We start from the raw sequence: 21,634 nt of genomic DNA, 5'->3' as shown, positions 1-21,634 counted from the left end.
CATGGCCCCACCGGTCGAAAGTGGTATAGAGTTTCCCAGCTACATCTTTCCCTTGCCGGCCGATCCGCCCTTGTCCCAACCGACGCCCGATGACCAACTGGCCCAGCGCTACATGCTGGCGGGACTTTCCAGCGGCGAGGCCGTCTGGGATTGGGACCTGACCGTCGATACGCTGTTCCTGTCGCCGGGTTTCCGTGACCATCTGGGCCTGCCCACAGACGGGGGCGATATCGGCACCCGCCACTGGTTCGACCGTGTCCATAGCGATGATTTGCAATGGCTGGAGGCAACGCTTCGCCCACGCCATGACGAGGGGGGCCGGTGCTTCGTCATTGAACATCGCGTCAGCAATGGGCGTGGCGACTGGACCTGGCTGCTGGTCCGCGGTGCGGCCATCGCCGGCCCGGACGGTACCGTCAACCGCCTGATCGGCACCGCCGCCGACATTACCGAACGCAAGGAGGCGGAGGACCGGCTGCGTATCAGTGAGGAGCGTCTGGCATTGGCGGCGGCGGCCACCAATGACGGTCTTTACGACTGGGACCTGCGTACCGACCGTATCTATTACGCACCGCGCTGGTGGGCGCTGATTGGCCTGCTGCCGGAAGACGATGCGGACGGGCCGGAGGAATGGCTGAACCGCGTGCATCCGGAGGACCTGATCTGGTTGCAGGCGACACTGGACGCGCAGATGTCGGCGGGCGGCAAACCTTTCCAGATTGAATACCGCATCCAGCATGGGCGGGGCGGCTGGCGCTGGATGCTGTGCCGCGGGATCGCTGTCCTGAACGCGGACGCGGAGCCGGTGCGCCTTGTCGGCTCCCAATCCGACATCACCGACCGCAAGGTGGCCGAAGAACAGCTGCGCATCAGCGAGGAGCGCTATGCGCTGGCCGCCCAGGGCGCCAATGACGGCCTGTGGGACTGGCGCGTGCAGGAAGGGGAGGTTTACTACTCCCCCCGCTGGTCCGACATGCTGGGCCTGCCCGGCGGCGAATGGGTCGGCACGATGGAGGACTGGTTCGCCCTGGTCCATGCCAGCGATCTGCCGGGCCTGCGTGCCGCCTTCGAACTGCACCTGTCGGGTCGCCTTGATCATCTGGAACATGAAGTCCGTATCCGCCATGACAGCGGGGCGGAGCTTTGGGTGCTGATCCGGGGGGTGGCCATCCGCGACGCCCTGGGCGATGCCATCCGCATGGCCGGCTCCATGACCGACATCACGGCCCGCAAACGCGCCGAACAGCAGATCCTGTTCGATGCCTTCCATGATGGGCTGACCGGTCTGCCCAACCGGTCGCTGCTCATGGACCGCATTGGCCAGACCATTGACCGCCGCCGCCGGCCCGATGATCCGCCCTGCGCCGTCATTCTGTTCGATCTGGACCATTTCAAGACCGTCAATGACAGCCTGGGCCCCAATGCCGGGGACGAGGTGCTGCGCATCCTGGCCAAGCGGCTGGAGGGGCAGCGTCGTGCCGGCGACACCATCGCACGGGTTTCCGCCGATGAATTCGGCGTGCTGATGGATGGTGTCGTGGATGTGAAGGCGGCGATGACGGCGGCGCAACGTCTGGCCGCCACCATCACCGATCCCATAAAGCTGGTCAGCGGTGAGGAACTGGTTCTGACGGCATCGGGCGGCATCGCCATGTCGCACACCGGCTATGGCCAGGCCGCCGACATGATGCGCGATGCCAGCCTTGCCATGTTCCGGGCCAAGGGGGCGGGCCGCAACCGGGTGGAAGTGTTCGACGATGCTCTGCGCGCCCGCGCCATGTCGCGTCTGCGGACGGAGGCTGACCTGCGGCTGGCCACCGACCGGCACCAGCTCACCCTGTTCTATCAGCCCATCGTGCGCCTGTCGGACCAATCCATTGCGGGGTTCGAGGCCCTGATCCGTTGGCAACATCCCGAACGCGGCTTGATCTCGCCTGCTGATTTCGTGCCGCTGGCCGAAGATACGGGCCTGATCCTGCAGATCGGCCGCTGGGCCATGCAGGAGGCGGCGGAACAACTGGCGCGCTGGCAGAAGACCCATGACAGCGGCCTGTTCATGAGCGTCAATGTCTCCGGTCGGCAGATGCTGGATGATGACATGGTAGAATGCGTCCGACATGTCTTAGCCGATACCGGCATCGCGCCCGACACGCTGAAGCTGGAGATCACGGAAAGCCTGCTGATGGATGATCCGGGCCGGGCCGTTTCCATGATGCAGCAAATCCGCAGCCTGGGCGTTCACCTGTCGCTGGATGATTTCGGCACCGGCTACTCCTCGCTCTCCTACCTGCACCGCTACCCGGTCAATTCCCTGAAGATCGACCGCGCCTTCATCAGCGGGGCCGGCAACGGCGACCGGCGGGAGGAAATCCCCCGCATCATCCTGCTGCTGGCCAAAAGCCTGGATCTGGATGTGGTGGCCGAAGGGATCGAGAACCCGTCAGAGGTCACCTTCCTGCGCGGCCTGGAATGCCGCTATGGCCAGGGTTACTACTTCTCCCGCCCCGTGCCGGCACCGGATGCGGAAAAACTGCTGGCCCTGCCGGCCCTGCCCTAACCCCTGGCGACCGTCAGAACCGCCGCCGCCGCACGCTGGCTGGGCGTCTGTTCACCACCCTGGCCCAGCCATTGCGCCACCTGTGCCACGCCCTCGATCTGCGTCCGCCGCGCGTCGGGATTGGTCAGCAGCACCGACACGGCATCGGCCAGTTTCGGTGGCGTGCATTCATCCTGCAACCGTTCCGGCACCAGCATCCGGTCCAGCATGATGTTGACCAGATTGGCATATTTCACACGGATCAGGCGGCGGTAAAGCCGATAGGTCAGTGGATGAATACGGTAGGCAATAACGGCGGGCAGGCGAGCCAGCGCCAGTTCCAGCGCGACCGTGCCGCTAGCCGCCAGTGCCGCCGTGCTGGCCGCCATGGCATCATATTTCTCGGTGTCGCCCTCCACCACGATGGTAGGCACAGGCCACGCCACCGTGGCCGCCCGCACGGGGGCCGCCACCTTGCCCAGGGTGGGCACGACAACCCTCAATCCGGGATGGTGTTCCTTCAGAATGGACAGCGTGGCCGCAAAGTCGGGCAACAGCACCTTGATCTCACTACGCCGGCTGCCGGGCAGGACGCAGAGCAAGGGGATGTCGCCCGCAATGCCGTGGCGGGCGCGGAAGGCCGCACCATCGCCCTGCTCCACCCCGGCCTCCACAATCGAATGACCAACAAAGGTGGCGGGCAGGCCCACCGCCTCGAAATAAGGCGGCTCAAACGGCAGCAGGACCAGCAGATGGTCCAGGAACCGCGCGATCTTCTGCGCGCGGCCAGGCCGCCAGGCCCAGACGGTGGGGGCCACATAATGGATCAGCTTGATGGCCGGATCGGCACGGCGCACCTTTTTCAGCACTCGAAAGCAGAAATCCGGGGCATCGATGGTAACAACGGCATCGGGTCGCCGGGCCAGGATGTCGCCCGCCGTCTGCCCGATACGGCGGATCAGGTTCGGCAGCTTGGGCAGCAGTTCAGCCAGCCCGAACAGGGTCAGTTCCTCCATGGGGAACAGGCTGTCCAGACCTTCGGCGATCATGCGGTCGCCGCCGACACCGGCAAAGCGCACCTGCCCACCCGTCGCCTGCTTCAACGCCGCCATCAGCCGGGCGCCCAGGATGTCGCCGGAAGGTTCGCCGGCAATCAGATAGATCAGGGGGCCGGTCATGGGCGGGTCCCTCCCTCTCCCACTGACGTGGGCGAGGGGCGAACAATCAGGGATGTCCAATTCTGCCCCTCGCCCGCTTGCGGGAGAGGGAGAGGCCCGTTGGCGCCAGTCAATGGGAGGGTGAGGGCCAGCACCATCATCCGCATGCCCCCACGCCCGTCACGAACAGCCCCGCCGCATCGGCGGCCCGAACCGCGTCCGTCCGCCCCACGAACAAGGTGCCCCCCGCCTCCACCGCGATACCGGCAAAACCGGCGGCAACGCACGCGGCGACCGTATCCGGACCAATGGTCGGCAGGTCCAGACGCCGATCCTGGCCGGGCTTGGCCCGTTTCACCAGCACGGGAGCGGCCCCTTCGCGTTTCAGCAATCCACAGCGGGCGATCAGGGCATCAGTGCCTTCAATGGCTTCCACCCCCAGCACCAGCCCAGCCTGCACCACCACCGCCTGCCCGACATCGACGGCACCCAGCGCATGGGCGACCGTCAGGCCATGGGCGATATCGGCCAGAGCCTGTTCGTCCGGCCCCCGCTGCGTCAGCACGCCGACCGGCATTAACAGATCGGCGATCAGGGACTGGACGCCGATCACCCGAAATCCTTCTTCCTCCAGCAATGCCGACACTGCCCGCAGCAAGCCATCATCGCCCAGAGCCTTCAGGCCCAGGCGCGCGAAGAAACGGGCCGCGTACCAGTCGGGGCGCAGATCGGACAGCGACGGACGGCGCACACCGCCGGCCAGCACAATCTCCGTCACCCCCTCCGTCCGAAGCCGTTCCAGGATGGCGCCGGCGGCACCCATGCGGAATAGGGCATGGGGCAAATCGGGCATCAGCCACGCATCCGCCCCCTGCCCTTCCAGCGCGATGACAAAGAACGACCGTCCACCCCGCCGGCAGGTCTCCGCCACCTGCCGTGGCAGATCGCCCCCACCCGCGATGATGCCCAGCCGATCCGCCATATCGGGATCAGCGCGGCTGTGTCAGGGCGCGGCTGCCCCGGTCGGCCAGGAAGGACAGGATATCGGCCACGGCCTGGACGCCACCGGCATCTGCCGTCACGGCGGCGATGCGGTCGGCCATCTGGCCCTCACCCTCGAACAACTGACGGAATGCGGCGCGCAGGGCGTGGATGTCTTCCTTGGCAAAGCCACGGCGCTGCAACCCCACCAGATTGAGCCCGGCCAGGAAGGCGCGGTCGCCCTTCACCAGACCATAGGGGATGACGTCAGCCTCCACCCCCGACATGCCGCCGATCATGGCATGGGCACCGATGCGAACGAACTGATGCACCGCCGACAGGCCGCCCAGAACGGCATGATCGCCCACCACCACATGCCCGCCCAGGGTGGCATTGTTGGCGAAGATCACATTGTTGCCGACGATGCAGTCATGGCCGACATGGACGCCGACCATGAACAGGCCACCATCGCCCACGCGGGTCACCATGCCGCCACCCTCGGTGCCGGTATTCATGGTGACATTCTCACGGATGCGGTTATGGCGCCCGATGATCAGTTCCGACGGCTCGCCCTTGTATTTCAAATCCTGTGGCGCATGGCCCAGTGAGGCGAAGGGATAGACGATGGTGCCCTCGCCAATGGTCGTGCGGCCATCGATGGCAACATGGCTGATCAGGCGCACATAATCGCCTAGCACCACATGCGGCCCCACCACGCAGAAGGGCCCGATCTCCACCCCCGCGCCGATATGGGCACCGGGATCGACAATGGCACTGGGATGGATATTGGCGCTCATGGGCCGACCCTTTTCTTCCTGACATGCGAAAGGGCGGTCGCCCGCCCTTCCCATCGCCTTTAGCAAAGGCGTTTGACAAAATTACGTCGGCCCCGTGTCCACCAAAAGGAGCGGAAACCGACCTCAATCACCCATGACGATCATGGCCGTGTAGGTCGCCTCGGCATGGAGGTTGCCGTCGACCCAGGCCTCGCCCTTGAACTTCCACACGTTGCGGCGGTTCTGGATCTTCTGGACCTTGATATGGATCTGGTCGCCGGGAACGATGGGGCGGCGGAACTTCGCTTCCTCAATCCCCATGAAATACACGAGACGGCCCTCCGCCTCCTGTCCCAGGGTCTGCATGACCAGGATGGCCGAGGTCTGGGCCATGGCTTCCACGATCATGACGCCGGGGAACACCGGCTTCTGCGGGAAGTGGCCCGTGAACTGCGGCTCGTTCATCGTCACATTCTTGATGCCGGTGCAGCTTTCACCGGGGACGATGTCCTTGACCTTGTCCACCAGCAGCATCGGATACCGGTGCGGGATCAGTTCCATGATCCGGTTGATATCCAGGTCGGTCACCGCAACCTTATTCGTTTCCGTCGTGCTCATCGCCCCGTCCACTTTTCCCCTGCGCCAGCCGCGCCATCATGGCGACCTGGCGGAAATATTGCCGCTTGGGCTGCGCCGGCGTGCCGAACACCTCCGTCATGGGCGGTACATCCCGCATCACGCCGCTTTGTGCCGCGATACGGGCCCCCGCCCCGATGGAAAGATGGCCGGCCACCCCTGCCTGCGCCGCCAGCACAGCATGATGATCGAACTTCGTGCTGCCCGAGATGCCGGACTGGGCCACAATGACGCAGCCGGCACCAAGCGTGACGTTGTGCCCGATCTGGACCAGATTATCAATCATCGTGCCCCTGCCGATGATTGTATCGGGACCGGCACCACGGTCGATGGTGCTGTTGGCCCCCACTTCCACATCATCCTCGATGATCACCCGGCCCAGTTGCGGCACGCGGACATGGCCTGTCACATCCATGGCGAAGCCAAAACCATCCTGCCCGATGCGCGCACCGGGATAGATCACCACCCGGTCGCCAATCAGGCAATGGGACAGCGAGGCGCAGGCACCGATCACACTGTCGGCACCGATGCGGACATTGCGCCCGACCACGGCATTGGCGGCGATACGCGTGCGCGGCCCAATCTCCGCCCCCGCCTCGATCACCGCCCCTGCGGCGACCTCCACATTCGCGGCCAGAACCGCCGTCGGATCAACATGCGCCGCCGGGGAGATCAGGCCACTGGACGCCGGCAGCGGGTAGAAGGCCTGGGCACACAGCGCATAGCTGCGATAGGGCTTGGTGGACAGCAGCAGGGCCATGCCCGCCGGCGCCCTGTCGGCCAGGGCGGGATGCACCACGCAAGCCGCTGCCCGACTGGCCTGAAACGCCTCCACATATTTGCGGTTATCCAGGAAGGACAACTGCCCTTCCCCGGCCTGATCCAGCGGGGCGACATCGGTCAGCACAAGGCCAGGATCGGCACCGGGCGCCACCGTCGCGCCTGAACGGGCGGCGAGGTCGGCCAGCGTGAAGGGGCCGGCACGGTCGAAGAAACGGGGATCGGCCATGGGGGTTTCCTTCCGGCGAAAATGGGGACCGTCCGGCCCTTATGTCGGCGGCGGAACGCTGACCGTCACCTGCGGCAGACGGGCATTGAGACGTTCCAGCACTTCCGACGTGATATCGGCGGCACCGCCCGCCTGATAGACGATGAATTGCCGGGAGATCACCAGCGTCGCACCGGCTTCCTTCGCCACCTCGGCGATCACCTGATCCAACGTGTTGATCACGCTGTTGCGGGCCTGGTTGAAGGCGATATCCAGGCGGCGGGTACGTTCCTGCAGCGCACGACCGGTGGCCGACACCTGCGTTTCGAATTCCGTCCGTTTACGGTCGAACTCTTCAACGGCAAGGGTCTGGCGCAGACGGGCCAGTTCCTGCTCCGCGACCCGCAGCCCTTCCTGCTGCTGCGCCACGTCACGCTGCAACTGTTCCTTCTGCACATCCAGCTGCTGCTGGATGGTCCGCATGGCTGTGGCCTGTTGCAGGATGGTGGGAATATCCACCACCGCCACCTGGGCATAGGGCAGCCGCCGGGCAGGTTGCGACGCCTGCGTCTGCGGAACCGCAACCTCCTGGCCATAAGACGCAGCCGGCCCGGCCACAAGGGCCAGGCCGGTGAGAAACAGGGCGATGGGGCGAAGCGCCAAGGCCCGACCCCCCGTCAGAACCGGGTACCGAAGCTGAACTTCAGCGTTTCGGTCTGGTCATACGGCTCCTTGGCGATCGGATAGGCCAGATCCAGACGGATCGGACCGAACGGCGACTTCCACGACACACCGACACCCGCCGACATGCGGACCTTGTTGCTGTCGCGGAACACATCGCCGACACCCGGCTTTTCCTTGGCCGCCGTCAGGGTACCGGCATCGTAGAAGGCGTGCGCCTTCACGCCCAACTCATCCGGCAGACCCAGCTTGGTGGTCAGTTCCAGGCTGGCGCGGCTGAAGATGGTGCCGCCCAGCGCGTCGCTGTTTTCCGGATTGTTCGGATCGGGCACGTTGCGGGGACCGATACCGCCGATCTCAAAGCCGCGCAGCGTGTCACCACCGATGAAGAAGCGGTCATTGATGCGCAGGTCCTTGCCCATGCCCCAGATGTAACCAGCCTCGGTGGTCAGGCCCAGCACCACTTCCTCGAACGGTGACCAATATTGGCCGGCCGTGATGCGGTTACGCAGATAGCGGGTGTCACCGCCGACACCGGCGAATTCCACCGACCACAGGCCATAGAAGCCGCTGGTCGGCTCGATCTTGCTGTCACGCTCATCATACAGCAGCTGGCTTTCCACCGACGAGGTGATGGTGGTGCCCAGCTGATCCTGCAGGAACAGGGAGGAGCCGAAATAGATATTGTCGATCTTGTTCTGAACCAGCGAGTAGCTGATGCGCTGCCGCAGCTTTTCCGACAGCGGGTAACCGGCGCGCAGCACGACACCGGTCGATTCCAGATCGTAGGAGATGGTGTCGCGGTTGTCGCGGACCACGCGGAACAGATCGACACCAGCCGCCAGATCGCGGTCCAGGAAGTAGGGCTCGGTAAAGCCCAGATCCACCTCGAAGCTGCGGCTCGACAGCAGGGTGGACAGGCGCAGGTCCTGGCCCTTGCCCAGCAGGTTGCGCTGACGGATGGAGAAGTCCAGCAGCGCGCCGTCGGTGGAGGAGTAACCGGCACCCAGCTGAATTTCACCGGTGGGCTGTTCCTCGACCTCGACCGTGATCACGGACTGATCGCGGCTGCTGCCCTCCGCCGTCTTCACCTCAACGCCGCTATCCAGGAAGTAACCCAGATCCTTGATGCGCTGTTCGGAGCGCTTGACCTTGGACACGCTGAACGGATCGCCTTCCACCAGCAGCATTTCGCGGCGGATGACCTTGTCCAAGGTGTTGTAATTGCCGACAATGTCGATGCGCTCGACAAAAACGCGCGGGCTTTCCTTCAGTTCGAAGACCAGATTGATGGTCTGATCTTCCTGATTGCGCTCCAGCAGCGGGTCGATATCGATGAAGGCATATTGCAGGTCGCCCAACCGGTTGGTCAGGGCGGTGATGCTCTCTTCGATCTTGTCGCCATTGTACCATTCGCCGGAATAGGCGTTGATGGCCTCATAGAGCGGCGTCACATCGATGTCGGGGATTTCCGACTGGATCTCGATTTTGCCGAACTTGTAGCGCTTGCCCTCATCCACCGTCATGGTGATGAAGAATTCCTCGCGGTCGGGCGTCAGTTCCGCGACCGAGGTCAGCACCTTGAAGTCGGCATAGCCGTTGCGCAGATAGAAGCGGCGCACCTGCTCCTGATCGTAACGCAGACGCTCGGGATCGTAATTGTCGTTGGACGACAGGAACCGCCACCAGCGCGATTCCTTGGTGATCATGATCTCGCGCAGCTCATCATCGTCGAACACATTGTTGTTCACGATGTTGATGGCCTGCACGCCCGTCATCTGCCCTTCTTCGATTTCGAAGATCAGGTCAACGCGGTTCTGTTCCAGCTGAACGATCTTCGGCTCGATGCGCGCGGCGAAGCGGCCCTTGCGGCGATAGAGTTCCTGGATGCGCTCCACGTCGTTCTGCACGCGGGTGCGGGTATAGACGGTGCGGGGGCGCAACTGGACCTCGGGATTGATATCCTCGGTCTTGATGCGCTTGTTCCCTTCAAACGCGATGCGGTTGATGATGGGATTTTCCACCACCTGCACCAGCATCACGCCGCCTTCGCGACGGATCGACACGTCCGCAAACAGGCCGGTCGCGAAAAGCGACTTCAGCGACTGGTCGATCTTGTCGGGATCGAAGCTGTCGCCCGGTCGTACCGTCAGGTACGACTGGACCGTGGCGCCTTCGATGCGCTGCGACCCCTCGACGCGGATTTCGCGAATGATGCCACCATCAAACGCCTCCTGGGCCATGGCGCCGGTCGACAGCGCGATGACAGATGTTGCGGTGCCGCCTAGCAGCAGGCACAGCGCGAACCTGGAAACCGAGACCAACTGTTCCCCCAAAAAGGCTAAGACAGGACACCCTTGACGAAATCGACGACGCGGAGCTGAACCAAGTCATTCCAGGTCGCGAAAACCATCAAGGTCAATACCAAAGCCAGACCGACCCGGAAACCATATTCCTGAGCCCTCTCGCCAAGAGGCCGTCCGCGAACGGCCTCCACTGCGTAATACAGCAGATGTCCCCCGTCCAGCATCGGAATGGGGAACAGGTTGATCAGGCCCAGATTGATGGAAAGGACAGCCACGAACCAGATCATGGTCACGAAGCCCGTCTGTGCCACCTGGCCCGACATCTGTGCAATGCGGATGGGCCCGCCCAGCTCATTCGTGCTGCGCATGCCCAACGCCATCTGCCAGACGGCGTCCAGGGTGCCTTCCGTCAACCGGACCGTCTCCTTGCCGGCTTCCCAGATGGCGGTCAGGGGCGTCTGGCGACGATATTCATCATTACCACGCATCACCCCCAGCCGGCCTATCGTGTGGATATTGCCGAACCGGTCTTCCATCTTCTCCGCGCGCGGCGTCACGGTCAGTTCAAGGCTCTTGGGCTCCGCCCCTTCCGCCTCGACCCGTTCCACCACCATCGACACGGTGCGGCCCGGATTCATGACGATGACGTGACGCCCAGCACATCCTCGAACCGGGGCGTGTCGCGGCCATCCATGGAGATAATGCGGTCGCCCGGCTTCATCCCGGCCTCCGCCGCCGCCCCCTCGGGCAACACCTCACGGATCACAGGCGGGGTATAGGGCTGGCCATAGACCATGAACATGAAGGCCAGCGCCAGGATGGCGAACAGGAAGTTCGCCGCCGGCCCCGCCGCCACGATGGCCATGCGCTGCCCCACCCGCTTGTGGTGGAAGGACACGGCGCGCTGCGCCGGCGTCATTCGGTCAAGCCCGGTGCCGGGCGTGCTGGCCGCACCCGCATCCCCGAACATCTTCACATAGCCGCCCAGCGGGATAAGGCTGAACTTCCAGCGGGTGCCAAGCCGGTCGGTACGACCGAAAATTTCCGGCCCAAAGCCGATGGAGAAGACCTCCACCCGTACGCCATTACGGCGCGCCACCAGGAAATGCCCCATCTCGTGCACGAAGACCAGAATGGTCAGCACGACAAGGAACATCACCCCGTAATTCCAGATGAAGCCCAGGACTTCCATCAATGCGCCTCCAGGGGCCGCGTTCAGTTTGCGCGAGATAAAACCGCAATTTCGGCAAAGGCGTGGCGACGTGCTTCCGCATCCGCCGCTTCCACGTCCGACAGCGTGCCCAATGGGGCATGCGCCAGGGTGGCCAGACATTTCTCAACGACGCGCGGAATATCCAGAAAACCCAGATTTCCAGCCAGGAAGGCGGCAACCGCCACCTCATTCGCCGCATTCAGGATTGTAGGGGCCGCCCCCCCGCTTTGCAAGGCGCGCCGCGCCAGCCCCAGTGCGGGGAATCGCACCGGATCGGGCGACTCGAACGTCAGGCTGGCGGCCTTCACCAGATCCAGCCGGTCCCCCGGTGTCGCCACCCGGTCAGGCCAGGCCAGAGCCACCGCGATGGGCGTGCGCATGTCGGGCGTGCCCAGTTGCGCCAGTACCGAGCCATCAACATATTCGACCAGGGAATGGATCACCGATTGCGGATGGACCAGCACATCGATCTGGCTCTCCGGCATGGCGAACAGATGGTGGGCCTCAATCAGTTCAAGGCCCTTGTTCATCATACTGGCGCTGTCGACGCTGATCTTGGCGCCCATGGACCAGTTGGGATGGGCGCAGGCCTGGGCCGGCGTCACGCCCTGCATGGCATCGCGCGTCCAGGTACGAAAGGGTCCGCCCGACGCGGTCAGGATCAGGCGGGAGATGCGGTCGCGCCGCGCCTCATCAAACACCTGGAAGATGGCGCTATGCTCACTGTCCACCGGCAGCAGGGTGGCGCCGCAGCGGCGCACCTCCGCCATCACCAGTTCGCCGGCACAGACCAGCACTTCCTTGTTGGCGAGCGCTACCGTGGCGCCCCGCTGCACCGCGGCGAGCGTTGGGGCCAAGCCAGCGGCGCCGACAATGGCGGCCATCACCCAGTCGGCGGCAGGGCGGCTGGCGGCTTCCACAACGGCGGCGGGACCGGCGGCCAGTTCGATACCGCTGTCCCCCAGCGCATCCTTCAGGTCGGCGTAGGCGCTGTCATCGGCAACCACGGCCAGGGCGGGACGCAGCAGGCGGGCCTGCTGGGCCAGCTTAGCCACATTGCGGCCCGCAACCAATGCTTCCGTCTGGAACCGGTCAGGATATGCCGCCAGCAGTTCGACGGTATTGGTGCCCACCGATCCGGTGCAGCCCAGCACGGTTACGCGGCGCGTCGTCACAGGCTTCACCAAAATCGCACCCATTGCCCCGCCGTCATCTCGAACAACGCATAAAGCGGTGCCGCGAACAGCAGCCCGTCGATGCGGTCCAGAATACCACCATGACCGGGGATCAGGCTGGAACTGTCTTTCACATCGACCCGGCGCTTCATATAGCTCTCGAACAGGTCGCCCGCCTGCCCCGCCACGGCCAGCACGGCGCCAATGGCGGCATAGGCCAGGACGGCGGTAGCATGCACATGGTGCGGCACATCGGTCGCGGCCAGCGGCACCAGCCAGCCCGGCAGCCAATCCCCGCTCTGCGCTGCACCGAACAAGCCGCCCAGGGTCGCAGACGCCACCATACCGCCGATCAGGCCGGCCCAGGTCTTCTTGGGGCTGATGCGCGGTGCAAGCTTCGGCCCGCCAATGCTCTTGCCCGCCGCATAGGCCCCGATATCGGTCGCCCAGATGGACAGCATCAGGAACAGAAACAGCGCCAGCCCATAGGGGCCACTTTCCAACCGCAACCAGAGCATGGAAAGGAAAGGCAGGCCGATATAGAGCGGCATGAAGGCGAAATGGCCGGCACGATGACGGCCCGGCATGACCAACCGGAAATACTCCCACACCGACAGACCGGCCAGCACCAGCACCAGCACCTGGAACGGCAGCTCGCCATACCAGACGGCCCCCAGCACCGGCGGGGCCAGAACAAGGGCGGAAATCACGCGCTGCGTGAAGTTGGAGCGGGGTTTCTTGGGGTGGCGTTGGCTGTCGGTCACGATATCAACGGCTTCCCGCCGTGGCCCCGAAGCGCCGGTCGCGCTGGTGGAATTCCTGGATGGCGGCCTCCAGATCGCGGCGCGTGAAATCCGGCCATAGCGTATCCAGAAAAACCATCTCCGCATAGGCCAGCTGCCACAGCAGGAAATTGCTGATGCGCTTTTCGCCGCTGGTGCGGATCATCAGATCGGGGTCGGGAATGTTGCCGCCCGTGGTCAATTCGCGGGCAAAGGTATCGTTCGTGATGTCGCCGGGGGTCATCTCCCCCCGCTCTACCGCCTGCGCCAGCTTGCGCGCCGCATCGACCAGTTCCTGGCGCCCGCCATAGGACAGGGCAAGCACCAGGGTCATGTCGGTATTGTCGGCGGTCAGCGTCTCGGCATTGCTGATCAGTGCCTGGATGTCAGCCGACAGACGGGAGCGGTCACCGATCACCCGCAGCTGAATGCCATTCTTATGCAGCTTGGCGATCTCCCCGCGCAGGTAGAAGCGCAGGAGCTGCATCAGCGTGGAGACCTCGTCCTGCGGACGGCTCCAGTTCTCGGTCGAGAAACTGTAGAGGGTCAGGTAGCGCACGCCCAGTTCGCGGGCACCCTCAATGGCCTGACGGACGGCGTCCACGCCCTTCTTGTGGCCGGTCGTGCGCGGCAGGCCCCGTGCCGTCGCCCAGCGTCCATTGCCATCCATGATGATGGCAATGTGCGTGGGCGGCGGCGGAAACGCGGATGTGTCGGGGCCCGGCATGGCAGCAGGTCCTTACCCTTGGGTACCGGGAAACGATCAGACCTGCAGGATTTCCTTTTCCTTGGTCGCCAGCGCCTCATCCACCTTCTTGATGTGGGCATCGGTCACGCCCTGGACCTTGTCGGACCAGGTCTTCTGCTCGTCCTCGGACAGGGTTCCGTCCTTCTGCAGCTTCTTCAGGGCGTCCATGGCGTCGCGGCGCACATTGCGCACGGCCACCCTTGTCTGCTCGGCATACTTGGCGGCAACCTTGGACAGTTCCTTGCGGCGTTCGGAGTTCAGTTCGGGAATCGGCACGCGGATGGTCGAGCCCTCGGTCTGCGGATTCAGGCCCAGACCGCAATCGCGGATGGCCTTTTCCACCGACTTGACCGTGGAGCGGTCGAATACCTGCACCGAGATCAGACGCGGCTCCGGCACGGAGATATTGGCGACCTGGTTCAGCGGAACCGTGGTGCCATAGGCCTCAACCGTCACCGGCTCCAGCAGGTTGGCGGAAGCGCGCCCGGTGCGCAGGCCCGCGAATTCCTTGCGGAGCTGCTCAAGCGCACCGGCCATGCGACGCTCAATGTCCTTGATCAGTTCGGGAGCGGCCACCTTATGCCTCTTCGGTTATGATGGTGAATTTGCCCTGTCCGGCCATCACTTCGGCGAACCCGCCGTCCTTCTGGATGGAGAAGACAAGGATGGGAATCTTGTTCTCGCGGGCAAGCGAAATCGCAGAGGCATCCATGACCTGCAGGTCGCGCGACAGCACGTCCAGATAGGTCAGGCGGTCATAGCGGATGGCATCCTTCACCTTCTTGGGATCGGCGCTGTAGACGCCATCCACCTTGGTGGCCTTCAGCATCGCATCGCAAGCCATTTCGGAGGCGCGGAGTGCGGCGGCCGTATCCGTGGTGAAGAAGGGGTTGCCGGTGCCGGCGGCGAAAATCACCACCCGGCCCTTTTCCATGTGACGCTCGGCCTTGCGGCGGATATAGGGCTCGCAGACGCTGTCCATCGGGATGGCCGACTGCACGCGGGTCTCCACGCCAGCCTTTTCAAGCGCATTCTGCACGGCCAGTGCGTTCATGACGGTGGCCAGCATGCCCATATAATCGGCGGTCGCGCGTTCCATGCCGGACGCAGCGCCGGAAATGCCGCGGAAGATATTGCCGCCGCCAATGACGACGCAAACCTCGACACCCATGTCGATCACGGACCTGATCTCCGTCGCCATACGGCTGACAACGTTGGGATCGATCCCGTATTCCCTTTCCCCCATAAGGGCTTCGCCTGAAAGCTTCAGAAGAACGCGCTTGTAACGGGCTTCGGGCACGGGTTTGTCCTTTCGGTTGGAAATCCGGTCTTCAACAGATCATATCGGGGCCGGCGAACCGGCCCCGACAGAATAACGCTCCAGAGCCGGCACGAGGTCCGGCCCCGAACCGCCTTAGCCGGCCATCTTGGCCACTTCGGCGGCGAAGTCGGACTGTTCCTTCTCGATGCCTTCGCCCAGCTGGAAGCGGACGAAGCCGGTCAGGGTAACCGGGGCGCCAACGGCCTTGGCGGCGTTTTCCACGACCTTGCGGATCTTGGTTTCGCCGTCGATGACGTACAGCTGCTCCAGCAGGACCACTTCTTCATAATACTTGCGGACGCGGCCTTCGACCATCTTCTCGATGATGTTCTCGGGCTTGCCGGAAGCACGGGCCTGTTCGATCAGAACGGCGCGCTCACGCTCCAGGTTGGCGGTCGACACGTCGGCAACGTCCAGGGCTTCCGGACGGGCGGCGGCAACATGCATGGCGATCTGCTTGCCCAGATCGGCCAAAGCGGCCTTGTCGCCGGTCGACTCCAGAGCGACCAGCACGCCGATCTTGCCCAGACCCGGAACCAGGGCGGAGTGGACATAGGACGACACCACGCCATCGGTGACCGACAGCTTGGCGACGCGGCGCAGGTTCATGTTCTCGCCGATGGTGGCAACCAGGTTCGGCAGCTCGTCGGCGACGGTGCGACCGGTGCCCGGATAGGCGGCGGCCTTCAGGCTGTCCAGCGAGCCGTCGGTATCCAGCGCCAGCTTGGTGACGGTGGAAACGGCGGCCTGGAAGGCGTCGTTACGGGCAACGAAGTCGGTCTCGGCGTTCAGCTCGACAGCGGCGCCGGACAGGCCATTGGCGGCAACGCCGACCAGACCCTCGGCGGCAACGCGACCGGCCTTCTTGGCAGCGGCGGCGAGGCCCTTCTTGCGCAGCCAGTCGATGGCTGCTTCCACGTCGCCATTCGCCTCGGTCAGCGCCTTCTTGCAGTCCATCATGCCGGCGCCGGACTTCTCACGGAGGTCCTTCACCAGGGCAGCGGTGATCTCGGCCATTTTCGCCTCTCTCAAATCGTCGGGGTGTGACGGGATATCTTTTACCACAGGGTCATGGCGGTTTCGCGCCAAGCCCGGACAGCACAACGGCCGGACCGCACCCGAAGCGGATGCGGCCCGGCCGTCGCACCTTAAACTCAGGCCTCGACGGCCGCTTCGGCGGGCAGTGCCTCTTCCGGGGCGACTTCCTGGGCGCCGACATCGATGCCGGCAGCCGACATCTCAGCCTGCAGACCGTCCAGGACGGCGCCGCTCAGCAGCTCGCAATAGGTCTCGATGGCGCGCAGGGCGTCGTCGTTACCCGGAACCGGGAAGGTGATGCCGTCGGGGGAGCTGTTGCTGTCCAGGATGGCAACGACCGGGATACCCAGCTTGTTGGCTTCCTGAATGGCCAAGCTTTCCTTGTTGGTGTCGATGATCACCAGCAGGTCGGGCAGGCCGCCCATGTCACGGATACCGCCCAGCGCGCGCTCCAGCTTATCGCGGTCGCGGGTCATGTTCAGCAGCTCCTTCTTGGTGCGGCCGGAGCCTTCACCATGAGACAGCGCCTCGTCCATTTCCTTCAGGCGGCGGATCGACTGGGAGATGGTCTTCCAGTTGGTCAGCATGCCGCCGAGCCAGCGGTGGTTGACATAGTACTGGCCGCAGCGCTTGGCGGAAGCAGCAACCTGCTCCTGCGCGGCGCGCTTGGTGCCGACGAACAGGACGCGACCGCCGCCGGCGACGACGTCACGCACGGCCTGCATGGCGCGGTGCAGCAGCGGAACGGTCTGCTCCAGGTCGATGATATGCACGCCGTTGCGGGCGCCAAAGATGTACGTGGACATCTTTGGGTTCCAGCGACGGGTGTGGTGACCGAAGTGGACGCCAGCTTCCAAGAGCTGACGCATGGTAAAGGTCGGCATTGCCATGGAAAACTTCCTTTTCCGGTTTGGCCTCCGTGAGCAATGTCCATTGGGCATCATGCCCGCCGAACACCGGATCGATGGGATGGCCCACCTGGACAACCAGCGTCCGGGTAAAAGCCAACACACCGCAAGCCCACGTGTGGGATTAACGACGGGCGGTGGAATAGCGCAGGCGGGGCCGCATTGCAAGCCCACCCGGCCGCGTTTTGCGCACGCCCTCCCCCTTCATCTCCGCATGGCGGGGGCTTTTCAAGCCTCAACCCGCACTTTTCAGGGCCTTCAGGGCGGCCTGCGCCTCCTTATGCATGGGCTCCAGTTCCAGGGCGCGCTTATAGGCCTTCTCCGCCGTCACCTTGTCCCCCATCGCCTGATAGATCATGCCCAGACGCCAATGGGCGGGCGCGCGGTAGTTGGTGCCGCCGATCCAGGCCGAACCCGACAGGAAGCGCAGCAGCGAGTCGCGGCCCGCCTCCAGGTTCCGGTTCTCCAAGGCTGAGGCGCGGCCCCGCTGATACAGGGTGAACGGATCGGCGGGGTCGAACGACACCGCCTTGTCCAGCGCCGCAAAGGCCGCGTCAGTTTCACCCAACCGCCCAAGGCCGACCGCGACACCGGCCAGTTCGGAGGCATCGGTCAGCTTCGCCGTCGCTTCCTTCAGCAGCGTCTTTGCCGAGGCTTCATTCTCGTCACTCAACGCCTGAGTCGCGCGCAGCAGCGCATACTGGGCCTCGTCCAGCGATTGGATGGCCTTGATCGCCTCTTCCGCCTTTACCTTGTCACCCCCCACAATGGACGGCGCGACAAGGTGATACTGCGCGATGCATTTGATGGCTGGCACGCTGCGGGGATCGCGCGCCCTCTCCCCCTCGCACAGGGTGAGCAGGTCGGCGGCGGCGGACTTCTTGGAGAACAGCGAAGCATCGGTGATGCGGCGGGTGGCCAACACCATCCGCGCCTCCAGCACCTGCCTGTCATCCGGCGCCTCCGCCGCCAGCCGGGCCCCCAAAGGCAGGCCGGCGTCGACATCGCCAAAGCGCTGATAGACCAGCAACAGTTCCCGCGCGGCGTCACGGTCAGCCGGATTGGTGGCCAGCCGCGCCTTCAACGGGGCTTCGGCCGCATCCTTGCGGTCAACCGGCTCCACCAGGGTGGCATAATCAGCCGGTAAGGTCTGGGCACCACCGGCACCGGTCAGACACAGCAGGGTCAGGGCGGCAGCGGACAGGGAGAGGCGCATGGGCTCATCCAGAAGGGTTAAGAAGACTTAACCTTTTGGCGCCATGCTGTGGCGGAATGGTGGCGCGATGGGGCCATTATCACGATCCTTGGTGGTGCAGGTCCGCCATGCCTTGGCAAGCGCCCGGCGGGTGGCTATGGTCCGCCGCGCGCGGCCCAGACCACGCTCCCGGCATGCCAAGCACCGTAAGAATGACCGTCACAGCCCGACCGACCGATGCCTCGCCCGATCTGCTGACGGGGTTCCTGCGCCAGCTTTCGCCGGGCCGCGACCCGTCGCCGCCGCTTTGGCTGGAGGCTGACGGATTGCCCGACGTGCCGCGCCGGCTGCTGGTGCATGATCATGGCATGACAGCCACGCTGGAGGCGTTCTGGGGCGAGCAGATGCGCCTGTCTGTGCTGCATACGGAAGAGACGGGCAACCTGCTGCGCCGGCACGTCTTGCTGTCGGGTGCCGACAGCGGCACGCCTGCCGAGCTGGGTTTGATCGAAATTCGGCTGGATGCCCTGCCCGCCGGTGCCCTGTTCGCGGTGCGCCAGCGGCGCATTCCGTTCGGTGCCATCCTGTCGGCCTGCGGCGTCTCCTTCCGCAGTCAGCCGGCGGGCTTCCTGCGTCTGGTCGCCACCGACGAGTTGTCCCGTCTGCTGCGCCTGACGCCGGGCAGCGCCGTCCATGGCCGTGCTACCACGCTTTATGCCCAGAATGATGGACGCGTGCTGGCAACAGCCGTGGAATTATTGAGCGGGCATCAGCCCGCGTGAAGTCAGCTCAGCGCCGCAGCACCACAGCCGCCGACGCCACGCCGAAACCCAACGCGATCAGCACCACCGCAAAGCAGATCCATAGAACGGCCCGTACCTCCCCCAGCGAGGCGGCCAGGTACGCCTGATATTGCACGATGATCGGGTCGTTGGTGCGGGCGGCGGGGATTTCATTGGCCAGGACCTTTTCCTGCTGCACACGCCAACTGGCGTCGATCCCTTCCCGCGCCTGCACCGATTGCGCCACCGCCTGGACCCCATCGGCCAGTGCTGCGTGGGTTTCGCGAATACGCCTGGCCTTTTCCGGGTCGACAGGGTCAAGGGCGGTGCCCAGCCGGTCCGCCAGTTGACGGAATTCCGGCACACGGGCCTCCAGCCGCGCGCCCGTCTTCTCCCGCGTTCCTTCGTCGAAGATCAGCAGCAGCACATCGCGCTGCAGCGCGCGGCTGGTGGAACGCAGTTCGGTCGCGGCGGATAGCACTTCCTGTGCATGGTCCAGCCCCCGCAGGGTAGGCCGGACCAGCAGCAGGCCCACAACCACCAGAGCCACCAGCACAGGCACCAGCCCCGCCGCGAAAGCCGGCAGCAACCGCCCGCGCGGTGTTTCAAGATCCCAGATGGCCTTGGTCATCAACTCAACTCCTGAATATCAATTATCGTTTCAGCCGATCCAGCCAAGATCGGCGGATGTGAAGACACGTCCTTCGGCCAGACCCCAACCCAGGAGATGGACCAGCGGGTTGACGCCCGCCGCCGCGATATCCGTGTGGCGTTCCAGATAGGCGCTGACATCGAAAGCCGCCGACGGGTCCCGCCCCTCGCGCCAGCCATAGGTCATGAAATGCCCCATGGCCGTCATCCCGCCCGCCGCCACCACGGCAGCGACATCAGGATTCTGCTTCAGATACCAGTTGCTATCGAACAGGGCCGTGGTGCTGCGCCCTTCCTTCTGGCCGTAATACTGATAATGCTGCCAACCGCTGGCGAAGACGCCCGCCGTCACCGCCGCCGCCACATCGGGATTGACGGCCAGATAGCCCTGTTCGCTGAAGCCCAGCAGCAGATTGGCGGAGACCGCCTGTTCCATCACCGTCAGCAGCAGGACGCGGTCGGACAGGTACAGGAATTCAACATTGGCCAGTTCGCTGACCACCGGATCGCCCCAGGCCTTCACGCCCATCGCGACGGAGCCATTGACCATGCGCGCCAGATACAGCTGATCCAGGGTCGTGTTCAGGCCCACCGCATCCGCGCCCGACCCACCATCCAGCAGGTCCGGCCCACCGCCGCCGACCAGCCGGTCGTCACCGGCCCCACCGCGCAACGTGTCGCCATAGACGGAGCCGACCAGCAGGTCGTTGCCAGAGGTGCCCGCCGGAATGTCGGTGGTGCGGTATCCGATACCCCAGCCCGTGGAGATGAACCGCGACAGATCGAAATTGCCGGTCAGGGTGACGGAGGCATCAAAGCCGGCCTTGCTGTCCAGCCCCACATAGACGCGCACGCCACCGGCAACCGCCTGCACATGCACCTGACCATCCAGAAGACCGGTGCCATTGCCCTGCGCGATGGTGCCGATGGCCTTTACCGCCAGATAGGGGCTGCCCGTGGGATAGGTCAGGAAGGTCAGCAGATCGCCCATAGCAAAATCGGTGACCGTATCCACCGTGTCAAATTCCTGTGCATGGAATTCAAACACGTCAAGGCCGCTGCCACCCGTCAGGATGTCGGCGCCCTTGCCCCCCATCAGGGTATCATTGCCACCGCCGCCGATCAGCGTATCGGCACCGTCACCCCCGAACATCACCTCCTGCCGCCAGGAGCCGGTGACATGGTCGCCAAAGGCCGAACCCTCGACCCAGGCCCGCTCGATCGAACGCAGGATGTCGGTTCCCTGGTCACTGGTCAGGGTCGTGTCGCCAATGACAACCGGCGGCACCGCCGCTGTCGTCGCCTGGATGCGGTGATAGAGAATGTCGTCGCCGTCGCCACCATCCAGCGTGTCGTCACCGGCACCGCCCTCCAGCACATCGTCGCCAATCCCGCCCGACAGGAAGTCCGCCCCCAGCCCGCCATGCAGTTCATCAATGCCGGCACCGCCCAGCACACTGTCATCACCGGCATCGGCATTGATGATGTCATCGCCGGCCCCGCCGTCGATGGTGTCATTGCCCGTGGTGCCGTTCAGGTTGTCGTTGAAGTTGCCGCCATTGATGACGGAGCCGGCCACAGCCGCCGCTAACACGCTCATCGCATCCACCCGCGCCCGGAACGGTGAGACGTCCCAGGTATTGCACCCCTGCACGCGCACCGTAGGAAACACGGGATGGAATGGCAAGCCTGTTAGAGCTGTTTACGGTTAACCGTAAACAGATCCGGCGGCGACTGCCGCCGCGCCGCATGTGCGGCGT

Annotated in this window: 21 protein-coding genes; 2 read left to right on the top strand and 19 right to left on the bottom strand. The window is 64.5% G+C overall.

The window, feature by feature from the left end; translation table 11 throughout:
• The first annotated feature begins 70 nt into the window (after positions 1-70).
• Entirely contained in the window at positions 71-2,557 is a 2,487-nt protein-coding gene (locus tag ACODSP_RS00925) for a sensor domain-containing protein (protein WP_488963756.1), read from the top strand.
• On the opposite strand, the gene lpxB is transcribed toward ACODSP_RS00925, so the two are convergent.
• From lpxB to ACODSP_RS00840, 17 genes are all read right to left on the bottom strand, one after another.
• Positions 2,554-3,714, bottom strand: coding sequence for a lipid-A-disaccharide synthase (lpxB, locus tag ACODSP_RS00920; RefSeq protein WP_488963755.1), 1,161 nt, complete (start codon positions 3,712-3,714; stop codon positions 2,554-2,556). The genes ACODSP_RS00925 and lpxB overlap by 4 nt on opposite strands.
• Before the next feature lie 136 nt (positions 3,715-3,850).
• Complete coding sequence (locus tag ACODSP_RS00915) at positions 3,851-4,675, bottom strand: LpxI family protein (RefSeq protein WP_488963754.1); 825 nt, start codon at positions 4,673-4,675, stop codon at positions 3,851-3,853.
• Between the two features lie 7 nt (positions 4,676-4,682).
• On the bottom strand, positions 4,683-5,471 hold the full coding sequence (gene lpxA, locus ACODSP_RS00910) for an acyl-ACP--UDP-N-acetylglucosamine O-acyltransferase (protein ID WP_488963753.1): 789 nt from the start codon (positions 5,469-5,471) through the stop codon (positions 4,683-4,685).
• A 123-nt stretch (positions 5,472-5,594) separates the two neighbouring features.
• Positions 5,595-6,068, bottom strand: a complete 474-nt coding sequence (gene fabZ / locus ACODSP_RS00905; protein WP_054167202.1) for a 3-hydroxyacyl-ACP dehydratase FabZ — start codon at positions 6,066-6,068, stop codon at positions 5,595-5,597.
• On the bottom strand, positions 6,046-7,095 hold the full coding sequence (gene lpxD / locus ACODSP_RS00900; RefSeq protein ID WP_488963752.1) for a UDP-3-O-(3-hydroxymyristoyl)glucosamine N-acyltransferase: 1,050 nt from the start codon (positions 7,093-7,095) through the stop codon (positions 6,046-6,048). The genes fabZ and lpxD overlap by 23 nt, the downstream gene beginning before the upstream one ends.
• Before the next feature lie 39 nt (positions 7,096-7,134).
• Positions 7,135-7,737 carry an OmpH/Skp family outer membrane protein gene (locus ACODSP_RS00895; protein WP_488963751.1) on the bottom strand — a complete coding sequence of 201 codons (603 nt, stop codon included), beginning with the start codon at positions 7,735-7,737 and terminating at the stop codon, positions 7,135-7,137.
• A 14-nt stretch (positions 7,738-7,751) separates the two neighbouring features.
• Positions 7,752-10,079: an outer membrane protein assembly factor BamA gene (gene bamA / locus ACODSP_RS00890; RefSeq protein ID WP_488963750.1), complete on the bottom strand. Its 2,328-nt coding sequence runs from the start codon at positions 10,077-10,079 to the stop codon at positions 7,752-7,754.
• Between the two features lie 17 nt (positions 10,080-10,096).
• Entirely contained in the window at positions 10,097-10,699 is a 603-nt protein-coding gene (locus ACODSP_RS00885; protein ID WP_488963749.1) for a M50 family metallopeptidase, read from the bottom strand.
• Complete coding sequence (rseP, locus tag ACODSP_RS00880; RefSeq protein ID WP_488963748.1) at positions 10,696-11,253, bottom strand: RIP metalloprotease RseP; 558 nt, start codon at positions 11,251-11,253, stop codon at positions 10,696-10,698. The genes ACODSP_RS00885 and rseP overlap by 4 nt, the downstream gene beginning before the upstream one ends.
• Positions 11,254-11,276: 23 nt before the next feature.
• On the bottom strand, positions 11,277-12,473 hold the full coding sequence (locus tag ACODSP_RS00875; RefSeq protein WP_488963747.1) for a 1-deoxy-D-xylulose-5-phosphate reductoisomerase: 1,197 nt from the start codon (positions 12,471-12,473) through the stop codon (positions 11,277-11,279).
• Positions 12,455-13,213, bottom strand: coding sequence for a phosphatidate cytidylyltransferase (locus ACODSP_RS00870; protein WP_488963746.1), 759 nt, complete (start codon positions 13,211-13,213; stop codon positions 12,455-12,457). The genes ACODSP_RS00875 and ACODSP_RS00870 overlap by 19 nt, the downstream gene beginning before the upstream one ends.
• Positions 13,214-13,217: 4 nt before the next feature.
• The gene (locus ACODSP_RS00865) at positions 13,218-13,958 is read right to left on the bottom strand and encodes an isoprenyl transferase (protein WP_488963745.1); all 741 of its coding nucleotides are present in this window, start codon (positions 13,956-13,958) and stop codon (positions 13,218-13,220) included.
• Between the two features lie 36 nt (positions 13,959-13,994).
• Positions 13,995-14,555 carry a ribosome recycling factor gene (gene frr / locus ACODSP_RS00860; protein ID WP_488963744.1) on the bottom strand — a complete coding sequence of 187 codons (561 nt, stop codon included), beginning with the start codon at positions 14,553-14,555 and terminating at the stop codon, positions 13,995-13,997.
• Position 14,556: 1 nt separating this feature from the next.
• Positions 14,557-15,279, bottom strand: a complete 723-nt coding sequence (pyrH, locus tag ACODSP_RS00855) for a UMP kinase (protein ID WP_488963743.1) — start codon at positions 15,277-15,279, stop codon at positions 14,557-14,559.
• A 114-nt stretch (positions 15,280-15,393) separates the two neighbouring features.
• Positions 15,394-16,317: a translation elongation factor Ts gene (gene tsf / locus ACODSP_RS00850; protein ID WP_054167194.1), complete on the bottom strand. Its 924-nt coding sequence runs from the start codon at positions 16,315-16,317 to the stop codon at positions 15,394-15,396.
• Positions 16,318-16,454: 137 nt separating this feature from the next.
• The gene (gene rpsB, locus ACODSP_RS00845; RefSeq protein WP_488963742.1) at positions 16,455-17,228 is read right to left on the bottom strand and encodes a 30S ribosomal protein S2; all 774 of its coding nucleotides are present in this window, start codon (positions 17,226-17,228) and stop codon (positions 16,455-16,457) included.
• Positions 17,229-17,481: 253 nt separating this feature from the next.
• Entirely contained in the window at positions 17,482-18,462 is a 981-nt protein-coding gene (locus ACODSP_RS00840) for a tetratricopeptide repeat protein (protein WP_488963741.1), read from the bottom strand.
• Between the two features lie 191 nt (positions 18,463-18,653).
• Between ACODSP_RS00840 and ACODSP_RS00835 the strand changes: the two genes are divergently transcribed.
• Positions 18,654-19,223 (top strand): hypothetical protein, encoded by a 570-nt coding sequence (locus ACODSP_RS00835; protein WP_488963740.1) that lies wholly within the window; start codon positions 18,654-18,656, stop codon positions 19,221-19,223.
• A 7-nt stretch (positions 19,224-19,230) separates the two neighbouring features.
• On the opposite strand, the gene ACODSP_RS00830 is transcribed toward ACODSP_RS00835, so the two are convergent.
• Entirely contained in the window at positions 19,231-19,854 is a 624-nt protein-coding gene (locus ACODSP_RS00830) for a hypothetical protein (protein ID WP_488963739.1), read from the bottom strand.
• Between the two features lie 30 nt (positions 19,855-19,884).
• Positions 19,885-21,474 carry a calcium-binding protein gene (locus tag ACODSP_RS00825; protein ID WP_488963738.1) on the bottom strand — a complete coding sequence of 530 codons (1,590 nt, stop codon included), beginning with the start codon at positions 21,472-21,474 and terminating at the stop codon, positions 19,885-19,887.
• Between the last annotated feature and the right edge of the window lie 160 nt (positions 21,475-21,634).

Source organism: Niveispirillum sp. FG156 (genome assembly GCF_057809555.1).
This window is presented reverse-complemented; position numbering and strand designations above follow the sequence as displayed.